We start from the raw sequence: 14,012 nt of genomic DNA on the forward strand, positions 1-14,012 counted from the left end.
GCGTCACTTAATCCCTTGTTCAAGAATGGCGGTTGCAGGACTGCGGAGAATCTTCATCACAACCGTCCTTCCTTCGTTATTTGTTCCCAAAACTTCAGTAGCTGCTTCCAGCCTGTAGGCTCGATAACGCCCATTACCTGGCGAAGAACGCAAGATTTTTGGAGAGAACACGGCAATAGGGGTCCGAAGGTAAAGCACACCATCCTTCAACCACGCTTTACCCTCAGCCCCCTCTACGACCATTTCTTCGCTGCCGGCAGGGGTGACGCCATATAGCGCGTGATTCAGATCAACATCGGTATCTGTGCCAATCACCACGCCTACATCTCGAAACAAGTCACTTTGGCTGGTCTGCGGACCAACATCCTGCACCCGCACAGTGGCGTTTCGGTGGTACATTGAAGGCTTTCCTACCAACTGAACGGAGATAGGCGTTTGCTGGCCAACAAGGAACACTGTGATGTTGCCGACCACGCCATGCTTCAATGCAGTTACTGTGAAGCTTCCTGCCTGGGGGTCATTTATATCAATGCCATTTCCCTCCGCCCCTTCGCCAGGTTGCCCCTTAGAGTCAGTTGCAGCCTTCTCGATATAAACAAGCCCATCTAGGAACGAAGATATTTTTCGTATCGGCCACGGTTTTCCGTATGCGTCGATAAAGCTAACGGCACTACTCTGGTATCTGGCGATGAATATTTTCGGCTCTCTGTTATCCGGCCCAAGAGTCACATCGAAAATTTCATCAATGTTGAGAATTTCTTGAGGAATCTCGGGCTCAAAGTCCCCCTGAATAGGGGCTTGTTTGGCCGCTGAAATATTTTGGATTCTTTCACGAAGATTCAGAATGCTTTTCGGATCAGCTTTAAGAAGTTGATCACCCCGAACCTCAAGCTCACTCTTCGCCTGTTCTGCCAGAGCAATACCTGGCAGAATCAGGGTCGCCAGCAAAGGGAGACAAATCAGTTTCACGGCCTACTCCCCTTGGGCGTCACTTTATAGTTTGCAACCCAAAGCCCACTTTCTCGCCAGGTAAGGCTCACGCGGCGTATCTGCATCATCATTACCAGCTCAATGGAGCCCCGCTGCTTGCCTTCAATCGTCAGTCGATACGGGACCTCTACTACCCATTGCCAGTAGCCCTGTGGTGCAATCCAACCTTTTCGAAGAACAGCCCCCTGCGGCGTCGCATAGGCGATACCCTGCTTTTCGCGCGTCAGGTAATCAAGAACACCCACTTGTCGCAGTGAACCAACGAACCCAGATCGCGCGCTATCGCTCAGACACCCCGTTTCGTTCTGGACGTGCTTTTCCCAGTCGTTGTAGGAGAGGTCATAGATTGTTGTGATGCATTTTTCTGCCCACGCGAGAATCTCCGCATCGCTATACATCGGCGCATTGAGAAGCGGGAGTTCTCTGATTCGTCCGTCAGTGGTTTCACCGAGCAGTTTCGGTTCAGGAACCTTGTTGTAGAGGACGACATTGAAAGCCAGCGATAAAGCCAGGCAGGCCATTAGGCCAACCATGTAGCGATTCTTTCGGCGCAGCTCTTCGCCTGCAACGACGCCTAGATTTAGCAGTGCAACAATGCCCTGGGTGTCGAGGACACGATCCAAGAGAGAGGCGTCGCTTGATGCCTTCGCGGAGTTTTTATCTGCGCCCGCGTTATTGGGTGCTTTAGTCATACGGTCTCCATCTCCATCGTCCAGCATTCCGGCCTTAGATCAAGCCGCGTCACCCGGTGATCAGTTAGCCTCTCAGTGACCTCAATGGCCTTTAGCTCTGACGGATGCCGCCTTACCTCAGCCCTTTTCTTGTCAGCACTCCATTCATCGGGCGCAGGATCGTTCTCCCACTTCCGAACAAGCGCCACGGACACCCCATGCGCCGCCGCAAGGCGCAGTCTGAAAGCACCCCTTTCGCCTTTCGGCAGTGAACGTATGTAGTCGCGTAGCAGCATTGATCTCTCCTAACTGCTACACATCGTAGCACTGAAAAACTATTCGGTGTAGTATCACTAAACCAAAATTTTATGGTGAACCATATGACCGACAGCATCAGTAAACCCAAGGGCATACTTTTCGCCGCGTACCTAAGCTCTGCCCTCGCAATCCTCGCTCTCGGGAGCATCGTGCTCTACTTTTGGGTAAAGGGTGATGGCGGGTCTTCGCAGGCCTGCGAGAAAGCTGCAGGCATTGATCAGGCGCATGCACTTCTTTCTGTGCACTTCCCAAAGCTGGCTATCAACACGGCCGAATTGCTCGACCTGGGTGCAGGTGCAAAAGCTGCAGGCTGCCTTCTCGAAGTAGACATGCACGCGGTAAAAGGCGACGACAGCTCACGTGGATTTGTCTACCTGCTCCCTGATGGACAGCGTTTCCTGAACGGGCCTCTTCATGACCGAAGAAGCAAAATTCAGGTTCGCACTGGCGGCGCTAGTGCTGACGGAGAACTGGAGACTGTATTAGCTACCAACAATGCAGCGATCAACATGATCAATGAGCGGCTCGCTCTACTCGGCGCAGCCCCGGCCGGCTCCCCAGCACCATCCACTCCTGCAACGCAGGAGCCCTCTGCATCGCCAGAGGCGGATCAAAAGTCTGTCACTGCTGCACGAGAGGATTTGCTTGCGAAATTGGTAGCTCTTCCCAGCATTCGGTCCCCGGAAGGGTCACCAGACAAAGCTGTTTATGTTCTGGTCGATCCGGTGTGCGTGAATTGCGCGAAGCTCTCCGCGCAGAGCGAAGAGCTGACCAAGCGATTTGGTATCCAATGGAACTGGCTTCCAATGTACACCTCGGAGCGGGGGTGGGTGCTCTCTGCCCTGGCGTTGAGGGAGTATGGACTTGACCCCAAGAGAGGGAACGATGTTCTTCACGAAACAATGAAGCCTACGTGGGATGTTTCGAAGCATGCTGAAAGCATCGAAGCATTATCTGAAGCAGACTATGTACGCGCTAAAGAAAACTTCATGACTTATCACAGCCTTGCTGATAAGAACCCTAGCCTTGGAACCCCTGTGGTTGTTTTTAGGCGGAAAGATGGAACCGTAGAAGTAATCAGCGGACTGCCAAACGCCGACGACTGGCAAGCTATTAACTGAAATCGATACCGGAAAAAACCCCGCCGAAGCGGGGTTTTTTTATCCTAATCGGAAAGGTCTAGGCCTTGTCACTTGGTTGTCTTGCATTGGCTCCAGATTCCAGATGATGTTATCCGCATCCCAGCAATCAGCTTCCGATATTTCAGTCTCGTGGTGGAGGTCGAACTCATGTCTGCGCTGTGCTAACTCACCACTTCGAAATCGGTTGAAGAGCGATTCGACTACCGCCTCACCGAAAACGTCCTTAACTTCGATGACACCTTCGACGAAATCGTTCGCTCGGTTGAACTCGATCAAACCACTATCAGCACTTAGATTTAGTTTCCCAGCCGCCCAAAATTGGTAAGCATAAGCCTGCATCTCTTTAGTGTCGCTGAGCATGTGTTCCACGGCATCAGCATAACCCTCCACCCTCATAATGTGAGCAAGCCTCTTCGCCAGAGGGCTTTCAGGGACAAATATTGACGCCATTGCTCCTTTTTCCTCTTCGGTAAGCAGTACAGCGTGCGCTGCATGCCAGGCCTCATGATTGAAGGTATCCTCATCGGCACAGGAAGCATTTAGCTGAATGAGGTGTCGAGCAAGAGCGTAGAAGCCAGGCTTCTCACGTGGATCGTCAATTACCCAAAGATGCGGGGCAGCCGACTTGAATAGCGTCTCCAGTTTTTCTTGTGCTAGCGATATAAGATCGTTGGCAACAAGCGGGGCGCGGCTGTACATTTCTGTATTCAACACCGGCATCTCGATCTCCCCCAGATACGGGTGATTTACTTTCTGAGTTTCGTTGCGTATCGAGTCGATCCAGGGACTGAAGTAATGGTTTATCCGCTGCATGTGCGAATCAGATGGATAGAGCCCCATAGCCGATTCACGATAGTTTTGCTTTACCAGGTAGTCATTTCTCTGCTTTGCCGATTCAAGCATATTGCTGAACCAAGCCTCTCCCGCCCGAGCAAACATTTCCGCAGGCTGAGACCAGTAGACACGCTTCTTTTCTCCATCCACTGCGATAGCCGAACGTAGGAAAGCACTTTGTTCCGTGTAACTGCTGAGGTCAGCCCACGTCGCTCCATCCTTTGGTGCACGCATAATGCTCGCCATTAGCGCATAGAAAGAGGATGCAACTTCCTGCCTAAGCTTGCCTTTAGTCTCTGGGGCCGAAATTCTTATGTTCTCATCCGATTTGAGCGGATACGCAATTGCGTCAGCAAGATCGACAGACACGCCTCGGTACAAGCGCCCAAAATGGTTTGCCGCCGCATGGAAAAACTCATGCGCCAAAGTTCCATCACCTCGCATACGTGTGAGGTTGATTGCCATGTTGACCGGCTCAAAATGTGCGTCTGCTGCGTTTCTACCGCCCTTACCTCTGCTACCTATACAGAGCCCAAGTTTCCCCCCTAAACTTAAGGCCATGGGTTCCCAACCCAGCACTCTGGCAAAGTCCATCATGCTGTCGTAGGCAAAATTCAGATGCTTTTCCCGTTCCTCTTGAGTGGTCCAGTTTCCGTACTCCACCCCAGAGAACCCAAAGGTACGGATGAAGTCTTCGCCCGTGACTGACTTTCCATTGCGATAGTCCGGACCAATGCGCTGAAGTTCACCACGCTTTACTCGGCTGCCGGCGGGAACTGACTTTGGTTTAGCTTTTACGCGAATTAATTGGGACCAATCGGTATGAGCAGCGACGTCTCTAAGCTTCGACGACTGTGTAAAATCGACCCGGCTTTTTAGTGTCGTATGCGTACCACGTATTTTAAGGTCTTTACGCATACAGTAAACGTCACTCACATGGCGGAATTCGTCACCCCCAAAGAGCTTAGAGGAAATAGCGTTCAATGAATCTTGATATGTTGCAAGATCACCGGTAAGGCTTCTATCTAGTGTTTTATATGCCTGCACCAATTCAATAAATGCAGTCACATGGCTCTTCATTAATGACTTTGGCTTTGCATCAACTGTTTTCCAAATAAGGTCATGCATTGCTGCCACTCGGGGAAGCGCACCTAGCTCACGCATTTCCTCAAAGCTTTTACGCGGCCATAAAAGCTCTTTCGTTATGTAGTTTGACTTTTGACTGTCGCTCATTAACTCAGCGCTGGCTATTAGCTGCGCCTTATCAAAGCCCCTAATGTCTTTAGCCGCAAGACCTGCAACGACACCCGTATCTACGTATTTATCAGCTGACTCGCCAGCATTTGATAGAGATGCAGAACTCTTAATAACCGCAGGTTTGTCATCCCCATTAAGAAGCTCTACCAGTTCTGGATCAATCCAACTAAGAGTATCCAGACCTATGACAATTGATCGTCCTCCCCGGTCCTTTATATCCGAGACAGCTTTGCCAATAACAGCAGCGCGAGTTTCTGACATTTGAGCCGTATCTACATTGACCGGTCTTGTGAAAATGCTGCGGGCCTTCAACTCTAATGTTACGCCCCATACCCCTTCACGCCTTGCAGCGACAGCCACTTGTCCCAAAATACGGTCGAGATTCTGCTCCGGGATTTTCATAACGCGAGTGCCGCCTAAACGATAGAGGTCGGCTCTTATTAATTCCTTAATGCTCTCATCAGAAATAGCTCGAAGCCTTCCAGGTATCTCTCGTACACGCCTTGCCAGCGTATAACGCTTAACTAGCTCTGCATGTTTTTCAAGACGAGATGCCTCCACCCTCCCTAGAGCAGGTGAATATCGAATGATTGCTTCAGCATAATGATTTAAAGCAGGGTCTAGCGTTTGGTATAATCTAGCGCTATCCCAATCCAGCCAAGGCCTTCCACCCTTAACAACATTGGTGTACATCAGTCCTTCAGCACGGGGGACTTTCTCATCAAGTGCACTCGAATCACATCTTACTACGTAACTGTCTAGCTCTCTTTTTGCTAAAGATTTGAGCCAGCCGATTCCCAGTTCGTTTTGCCCGCTAAGAAGATTAACCAGATCAGATAGCTGGATTAGTGATGACTTCAGGTTAACGACATCGAATTCCAACAAGCGCTGCGCACGCTCATATACTGTGTAACTTAAGCTGCTATCTACAGAGCGGCGGTCAATATAGTCACGAATTTCTGCAGTTCGTAGTTGGGTACTGAGGAGACGGTACATATAGTCTTGATCGATAGCTTCAGGGTTCCTTTCCGCGATGGTCTCCATAGCCGTGCAGCAGGAAAGCAACGCCCTAAGTGGCAGCGTCGGTCCCCCTTCAGTCGCAGCACCAAGAGCAGATGCAGATCGCCGAAGAATTGTTTCATCAGCTGAACGCTGCCTCTCTACCTCCTGGAGTGCGCCCCTGAAGTCGGGGACTATGGGTTGCCCGCTTCGCCAGAGTGGAACACTGTGGCTTCGGCCCTCGCGATAAACGTTTCCATTAATCGAGGCCGCCACGACCACACTCAGCGTCAGCGGATCACCAGCGTCTGCAGATGCTGAAAGGGCAAACTGAATCGGATCATCACCGTAGACCTTCTTACTTTCTTGCTGAAGAAGAGAAAAAACTTGGTTAAGCCACTCGATGCCTTGATCGGAATCATCACCTGGAAAATCAAAGCCAAGCTGAGTCCGGGCAAGGGTTAACCATTCACCATTGTTGCCGGTCAGGTAGCCGTTGCGCTGGATCAATTTGGCTATGGAAGCGATGACCTCTTGTCTGACCTCTACTGAGGAAGGGTCAATCCTGTCCGGAGAAGGCGAGGCTGTGAGCGGTTGGCTAACATTTGCGGTTTCCTGAATATGCTCAGGCAACCAATCGGGTGTAGGCTCATCATAGAAAATGGAAGAGCGCGCAACCCTGATTGGAGCGACCGACACGTACCCTCCTACCCATGACGGCCCGTCCGAGTAAACGAGAATTCCCGTATCACCAATACGCAAAGGCCTTGCTAGCCGCCCACTTCTTGCTATGCCATCCGTATCGGTCCACTTAATTGCCGAGCTTTGAGCAAGTATGATCTTACGGGGGATAGGAGCCTGATATGGCTCCCCTGTGTCCCCTCTCCATGCTTTTAAACGTGCTTCCATAGCCTGCACATCAGCAGGTAGTGCTCCCTTTGAGCGCAGTGATTCGATGGCGAGACCAAGTACAGTTTCTGATTCAGGGGTAATGGCTGACTCAAGGGCCTGCTCGACGAAAGTCCAGACCTGCCCGCGAGAGAAGGTTACACCGTGCTCTAGGTATAGCGATGCCTGGAGGGATGAATACTTCCTCTGCCAGAACCCGAGTACCTCGTCCCTAACCTCGAAAGGTGTCGTCTCACTGGCTGATAAAGCAGCTGGGATATCGATTGCGAAATCCGGCCGGAAGCCAACGAGTTCGATCTCGGAGGAGAGATACTGGTACTCAGCTTGTACTAGATGCCCGAGGCGAGCCCAACCATTCCTGGTCCTTCGAAAACCAATAGCCTCCAACCGTGGCTCCCACCCTTCAGGTGCCTGAGCAAGCGTAGTAACCAGGGTTCCGTTTACAAAAACCGGATCAATTCGGGCAACATCGTGCTTACCCCAAATGCTAGGTAGCATGGCCTTTCTCACCTCGGGATATCTAGTTCAGCTATCGCTTAGCCCATCCTGGGCGCGGCTGTTGCAGCCACCCCCGGCTCTTGCTCCATCTTCTGACCTGTTACCCATTCGACCATCTGAAGTACTGCATTCTTGATCATGGTGAATAGGTCATTGGTGATTCGGTCAAACCGTTCCAACATCGAGGAATCACCTTGCTTCATCAATGCAAGCGCTTCCTTGTTCTGGTCGGTAAACCTGGCGATTTTTGCTGCCGTTTTTTCGAGCACTTCATCGCTGTCCATGCCGTTCTTGAGCGCAGTCAACGCCATTTGCCTGGCGGATTGCTCCAGCGATGCGGCAGCCTTTGCCATTCGTTCTGTGAGGGCGAGTGCCGTCTCCGAATGCATGAAAGCAGCAAGCTTTTCTTCGTCGCCGAGATGATCCGTACTTGCGGCTTTCCACTCGGAAGCAACCGCCTCAACAGCGCTCATATTCTGCTGAAACGTACGTTCACTTCTGTTGTTCATAAACGTCTGACAGCCTTTCACCATGGTTGCCGCTGGGCGACCTGCAACGGCCCCAACCATGCCACGCACAGCCCCGACGAGACCTGATGCCAAGGCCCCGACGACCTGAGCAGTGGCAGAATACTGTGGAGCTTGCGCCTGGCCAGCATCACCGGGAGGAAGCATAGACCCGGCTGGAGCTGCCCCCCTCGCGAATGAGCGCATGCTCATTCCCTCTGGGTGATGCTCACCACCAAATTGCTCCTCTTGATACTCTTGACCGGCCGCATTACTGAGCAGCGAAGAGAACTTTCCAGCGCCCTGCTGCAAAAGAAACTCTCGGGCTGATTCTGCGCCGAGAAATTCATCGGAGTTTTCGCCTGGAAGATCGTTATCATTGATCGACGCTTCATTACCAACAATCAATTCATCACTAGCCGTGCTTTCGCCATTGATTGCCGCGATCTCTTGAGCATCCAGCTCCAGAAACGACTCTTCAGCAAACGGGTCCTCAGTTACAGGTTCTTCTGTGTCTGCAGAGGTAGGACTTTCCTGAGCTACCACCTGATTTTCATCACCAGATGGGGCAATCTCATCGTCCCTGTCCCCAATACGGTCGCCGGCAAACAGCACCATTTCGTGCTGCTCAGTATCTCCAGGCGAAGCAGCCACACCTTCAGCCACAACGCTTTCTTGATGAGTTCCTTCGGAGTGACTAGCCAGAATGGCTGTGCTTTCATTACTCTGATCGGATAGAAGGTCTTGTTCGTTCATGTGCGCACGCCTCTGATTAACGGCTCATCAGCCCGGATTGACTTACATCGCGAGTGGAGGCTTCTGCGGTCAGCCTCACCAACTTGCGAACCTCTTTGTTCAGCTGCCAAAGCTGGTTAAGCGTTTCGGCCTGCATCATCAGTGCATCCTTCTTAGCGGCGGCTTCACTGGGGTTGGCCACCACAGCGGTGAACCACTTTTCTGAACGAACCCGATACGTAGCCATCAGCTCGTCGAGTTCATAGGCACTCAGCTTGCTATCCAACTCATTTTGTTGGTCGCTACTCATGCTTGAACGCACATCCTTGAGCATGTACTCAAGGTCCTTCGGATCAATTTTTTTGAGGTTTTTGTCGAAATGTTCTGCGAAAACCTGTTGGCCGATCTGCATACGCTCTTTCATGACAACCGCTTCTGCCAACGAAGCTTTTTCTGCCGGCGTACCATGCGCCTTGATTCGCTCAACCTCTTCTGCTGTTGGGGTTGATACCGGGTATGGGTTCAGCAGCATTAGCAGGGCTTCCAGAAGCTCTGCAAGCCTATCCTTGTCTTCTGTTTCAATACCTTCTTCCTGAACAAGCAGCTCAGCTCCTTTGAACTCTGGCTTGTCCATTTTTTCTAAGATTTCTTTTACGTCGTAGGCTAGCCGGGGCTCCCCAGGTGCCAAGTTTTTGGAACGCTCATTTCGCGCTTCAATACGGGAACGAAGTCCAGCCTGGACAACCTTGGAAGAGTTCTCCAGGGCTTTTCTCATGCCGGCCGCAGCATATTGCCCGCATGCAGCCCTTGGTTTTGCCCCGAGGTCTGGGTCCATCTGATAGCTATTGGAAAGCTTGTGCTCTGCCTTAGCCCTCTCGTTAACCACGGCTTGTTCCATGCGCATCACATAGTCCATGGCGTTGACCAAGACCTCAGTCTGCGAACGTATAGCGTCGATTATTGAGTTCGCCGAGTTATAGGCTGCGTCTTTCGACGCCTGCTCACAGCCCGCGCATTCAACTGGGATTCCACCCAAAGCGAGGACTCGTCCAGATGCCAAAATGAGGAAACTCAACAGGACGATTTTATAGGCCACGAATCGCATCACTCACCCCATTGCTGACTTCGGACTCGACGCGAGGTGTGCGGTTCGACGGACCTACAGGCAAGTCCCTAATTGCACCGTTCACATCCCCCTTGATGACGTTCCCTCCCTGGTTAATGACCTGCGTACCGGCTCGCTCTAGCACCTTGCCGAAGTCGTAGGTCTCTACTGCCATTCCACCTTCACCAGTTGTGGTGCCTGCGCTAACGGTCACGACGCCGAGCGGGTCACTTACAGAAGTCTTTGCGCGGTTTGCGATTTGTTGCAGATAGTTGTTAGCCATCTTGCAGGCTTGATCTTTGATCTTGGTCCAAATTCCGTCCATTCCACCAATGGAAGGGATTCGCATCCGAATCAGCTTGTCCAAGTCATCCATGATCGGTAGGCAAGATGCATCTTTAACGTGCGGCGCGTTGTCCATCGCGGCTTCTGGCAGCTTGTATATGTCAGCCACTCGCTGGTCCATTTGTACGCGCTGGTTTCTCATTACCTCGTCAAGCGCACATTCGTCGTCCGCGCCCCAGGCTTGAGCTGACATTAGGAGGATGACCGCCATCCCTAAAAGCGAACGCCTCATTACATAATCTCCTTAACCATTTGTACGTCTTGGGCGATGCGCTCACCACGAGAAACGGAGAAAACCTGGCCTAGTAGCTCGGCCCTATGCACGTTTAGTAGCCGCTCATAGAAAAGGCTGGCAAACAATTCACCTTCCCCTCCAAGCCTTGCCAAGGCGAGAACCAGTCTATTGACGACGCCGGGCTGTCTCTTGTCGAACATCTCCAGAACCCGCATGAAGCGACTTGTCCTCAGAAGGGCTAGCACTTCAGCCATGCGAGCAGCGTTCTCGCCACGTTCGATGCTTGAGGCAAAGGTTTCGTTTTCCATCAGTTCTACAAGCCTCGACAGCAGATCGAGGAATGCAGGGTCGCCATCAATCGCCCAGGTGTCGCGGTGATCCATCTCATCCAGCAACCTCGAAAGCGACTGGCTTATCTGCCGCCAATAAGCGGAGACCTCGGAGTCATCCAAGTGACTTCTGCTCTGCGAACGTACCTCCACAATCCCCTCCGCCGTTCTCACACTATGCGATACAATGGTACTATACCATACATAGTCATTTTTGAAGGGCTCACCTCATGCCAGACGCAAACGCCCAGCCCAGCAGCCCTGATGAGGCGGCTCCGCAGGAAAAGACGCGCCTTCTCCACAAGACACGCAAAACCGTTCGCTTCATCGCGGCAGTAGACACCTGGAAGCGGCGGGCCGACGACGTAAAATATCGCGCCAGCTTTCCATTGCTACGAGCTGCGTTCAGAAAGCAAAAGAGGGACGCTACCCTGCGCCTCTCTTACGATGATTACAGTGACGAACAGCTGTCATACGCGGCCTCCCTGCATGCCCGGACGATCTTACTTTTAAGCCCCCTACTCCTTTGGGTTCTCATAACCTTGTCAAAAGGGCTTGGTGCCCTTTTCAGATTTGGCGAGGTGACAACGTGGCTGCTCTACAGCGTGCCTTTGGTTATCTTCATTGCCTGCAAGTTGTTTGTCAGCGTCCAGTCACGCCGAAACATAAACAACGAACTCCTACAAAGGAATAACGGAGCGGCCAAGCCATGAAACAAACATTTGGCTTTCTTTTAATATTTTTGACTGGCGCGGCCATCGCTGCTGAACCTTCGATTACACCCGCCATGAATGGACAGATCGCGGATGTTTTCTCATCATCTACAGGTACAGATTTTGGTCAGCGCATCATCGAGTATATCGTTGGTGGCGGAAATTCGAACTATGGCGAAGTCTCTCTTCTTTCGACCGTTTCCCGATTTATAAACCTTGGCGCACTATCACTCATGGCGTGGCTAGCAGTGGTAGGGGCGACGACATTCGTTATTCAAACTGGCAATAAGGGCGTGCCAGGCGGCCAGGTTATTTCTTCATTCTGGATGCCCATTCGAATTACAGCCGCAGTGATACTGCTTATCCCGCTGACCAGCGGGTATTCGACGCTACAGTATGGTGTTATTACTGTTGCCGAGAAGAGCAATTCTTTCGCAAATTATGTGATGGGTAAAGGCCTCGATTATCTTTACCACAATGGCGCGTATCGCTCTCCAGCTTTAGCCGATGGTTCTGCTGTAGTGATGAGCTGGGTCGCATCCGAGGTTTGCCGCCAATATATCAACGGTGTAACTAACTTCGAAACTATCAAAGGTCAAACGACCCAACGACCTTCCCCGCAAGGCGGAGGTTCGGTAACGGAATATTCCTACGACCATACCGAACCAGGCGAGTCCTCACAGAAGTCTGATCCGCGCATTGGCTATTGTGGAAAGATTACATTCACTATTCTTTCTCCTAAAAGCTCTGAGCACGCAGGTACTCTTACTTCTCTTTTTTCTGGCCCTTCAGACCCATACTCATCTGCACACAGCGCCCCAGCAGCCATTGCTGCCAAACACCAAGAGGTGATTGCTTCGACACTTCCAAAGGTACAAGCGGTTGCAAAAATCATCCTGCACGATGAATCGGCTTTACTTGCTCTACAAAGCGGAGGTGAGTCACAGCAGTCGACTTATGAGAAAGCACGGGCTGAGGCAGAAAATAAGACTCCCGAAGCTTTGCGCTTGTACTACGAGGCAGTAGCTACATACAACACTAAAACACAGGGAATAATCGCGACAGCAGTAAACGATATCATCACTAAGAAAAACGATGGCGCGAGTTGGGTAGAACAAACAAAGGAGGCTGGATGGCCTGCGCTCGGTACTATTTTCTGGCAGCAAATGATGTCTCAATCGCAGATCAATCAACTTGCTAAGGCCTTCTCTGCCGAGCACACCCCACCACAACTCGATGATGCTTTCAGAAACGATGAGCGCCTGCGTGTGCTGTCTGCACGAATTTCAGGACTCCAAAAAGCTAAACGTCTGACTGGCGGAAATTCTAATAATGGAACAGCAAATATTGACATCGATAGCTATAGCCTATCTGCAATAGAAGATGCTGGTAGTGAAGGCAAGGGCATAATGGATGGCATCAAGAACATTATGTATGAAGCATTTGCTGCATCGTTCCGTGCGATGGCCTTCCGAAATGGCGATGACCCGATTATCAACCTTCAATACTTTGGCAATGCCACAGGCGCTATTGCCGAAACTATCTTCTGGGCCAAAACCATTGGTTCATCGGTAGCTGTTGGAATCTTAACCGGCACTGCAGAGACTGCTAAAGGCGCAAAGAACTCCGCTGACAACTTCGCGTTTGGTTTTGGTTCTTTGCTAGGCGCGCCTGGCTCTGTCGCAGTCGGCGCAGTAGAAGGTATCAAAGCAGGAGTACAGAGCTTTATTGATCAGGTTGGCCCCTTCTTCAATATGATCATTCTCTACTTACTTATTATCGGTCTGACCCTTGGCGTTATTTTACCTACAATCCCAGTTGTACAGTGGTTCATGGGTTTCCTGTCTTGGCTTTTATTCTTTGTCGAGTGCCTTCTTGTAAGCCCTGCTTGGCTGGCAGCACATGGCACTGCCGAGAAAGAGGGATGGGGCACAGAGCACACCAGGCAGGGCTACATGCTCATGATCGGCCTCCTTCTTGGCCCAGTTTGGCGTGTCGTCGGTTTCTTTGCGATTCTGCTCCTAATGCGCCCTATTGGTGTTCTCATGAGTTGGCTCATTGACTACATCAATGGCGTCCTGGTCTCTGGATTTATCAATCCCTTCGTCATAGCTGGTGCGATGGCTGTCGTTACAATTTTTGCCTACACCGCCATGGTTCGCATGTTCTCGCTTCCTTCTGAGCTGTTTGAGCGCGGTCTACGCTGGGTCAATGGCGGCCAGGAAGTCACGGGCGACAGTGGCGCAGAGCGTGAAACTCGCACAAATGTCGCGGCATTCGGCCACAAGTCTGAAGCAGCCGGGCATCGAATGCAGAACCCTGGATCGCCAGCGCAAGCCGCACCAGGATTTAGCCCAGCAGGAATTAAGCCGAAGCACGTTTAGCAGGCAAAAAAAAACGCCCCTCAATAGGGGCGTTTTTCATTA

11 protein-coding genes are annotated in these 14,012 nt (G+C 51.5%); 3 read left to right on the forward strand and 8 right to left on the reverse strand.

Going from position 1 to position 14,012, the window contains the following annotated elements; genetic code table 11:
• Positions 1–3: 3 nt before the first annotated feature.
• Genes BLS08_RS12300 through BLS08_RS26330 form a run of 3 tightly spaced genes read right to left on the reverse strand, consistent with a single transcriptional unit; the run spans position 4 to position 1,957 of the window.
• Positions 4–969, reverse strand: a complete 966-nt coding sequence (locus BLS08_RS12300) for a DotH/IcmK family type IV secretion protein (RefSeq protein ID WP_017362185.1) — start codon at positions 967–969, stop codon at positions 4–6.
• A complete protein-coding gene (locus BLS08_RS12305; protein WP_017362186.1) occupies positions 966–1,682 on the reverse strand; it encodes a DotI/IcmL family type IV secretion protein in 717 nt (238 codons plus the stop codon). Before BLS08_RS12305 ends, BLS08_RS12300 begins: the two co-directional genes overlap by 4 nt.
• Entirely contained in the window at positions 1,679–1,957 is a 279-nt protein-coding gene (locus tag BLS08_RS26330; RefSeq protein ID WP_017362187.1) for a hypothetical protein, read from the reverse strand. Before BLS08_RS26330 ends, BLS08_RS12305 begins: the two co-directional genes overlap by 4 nt.
• 84 nt (positions 1,958–2,041) lie before the next feature.
• Here BLS08_RS26330 and BLS08_RS12315 point away from each other — a divergent pair, with 84 nt between their 5' ends.
• The gene (locus BLS08_RS12315) at positions 2,042–3,100 is read left to right on the forward strand and encodes a hypothetical protein (protein ID WP_017362188.1); all 1,059 of its coding nucleotides are present in this window, start codon (positions 2,042–2,044) and stop codon (positions 3,098–3,100) included.
• Positions 3,101–3,139: 39 nt separating this feature from the next.
• Here the strand turns inward: BLS08_RS12315 and BLS08_RS12320 are convergent, their stop codons facing one another.
• The 5 genes from BLS08_RS12320 to BLS08_RS12340 form a co-directional block, all read right to left on the reverse strand.
• A complete protein-coding gene (locus tag BLS08_RS12320) occupies positions 3,140–6,910 on the reverse strand; it encodes an LPD1 domain-containing protein (protein ID WP_139204215.1) in 3,771 nt (1,256 codons plus the stop codon).
• Positions 6,911–7,656: 746 nt separating this feature from the next.
• On the reverse strand, positions 7,657–8,880 hold the full coding sequence (locus tag BLS08_RS12325; protein ID WP_139204217.1) for a hypothetical protein: 1,224 nt from the start codon (positions 8,878–8,880) through the stop codon (positions 7,657–7,659).
• 16 nt (positions 8,881–8,896) lie between these two features.
• Entirely contained in the window at positions 8,897–9,964 is a 1,068-nt protein-coding gene (locus BLS08_RS12330; protein WP_017362192.1) for a hypothetical protein, read from the reverse strand.
• Positions 9,945–10,541: a hypothetical protein gene (locus tag BLS08_RS12335; protein ID WP_017362193.1), complete on the reverse strand. Its 597-nt coding sequence runs from the start codon at positions 10,539–10,541 to the stop codon at positions 9,945–9,947. The genes BLS08_RS12330 and BLS08_RS12335 overlap by 20 nt, the downstream gene beginning before the upstream one ends.
• Positions 10,541–10,996: a type IVB secretion system protein IcmW gene (locus tag BLS08_RS12340; RefSeq protein ID WP_050413094.1), complete on the reverse strand. Its 456-nt coding sequence runs from the start codon at positions 10,994–10,996 to the stop codon at positions 10,541–10,543. Before BLS08_RS12340 ends, BLS08_RS12335 begins: the two co-directional genes overlap by 1 nt.
• Before the next feature lie 107 nt (positions 10,997–11,103).
• Between BLS08_RS12340 and BLS08_RS12345 the strand changes: the two genes are divergently transcribed.
• Positions 11,104–11,586, forward strand: a complete 483-nt coding sequence (locus BLS08_RS12345) for a hypothetical protein (protein ID WP_017362195.1) — start codon at positions 11,104–11,106, stop codon at positions 11,584–11,586.
• A complete protein-coding gene (locus BLS08_RS12350; protein WP_081101733.1) occupies positions 11,583–13,970 on the forward strand; it encodes a DotA/TraY family protein in 2,388 nt (795 codons plus the stop codon). The genes BLS08_RS12345 and BLS08_RS12350 overlap by 4 nt, the downstream gene beginning before the upstream one ends.
• The last annotated feature ends 42 nt before the right edge of the window (positions 13,971–14,012 follow it).

The sequence above is a fragment of the Ectopseudomonas chengduensis genome (genome assembly GCF_900102635.1).
GTDB lineage: Bacteria > Pseudomonadota > Gammaproteobacteria > Pseudomonadales > Pseudomonadaceae > Aquipseudomonas > Aquipseudomonas chengduensis.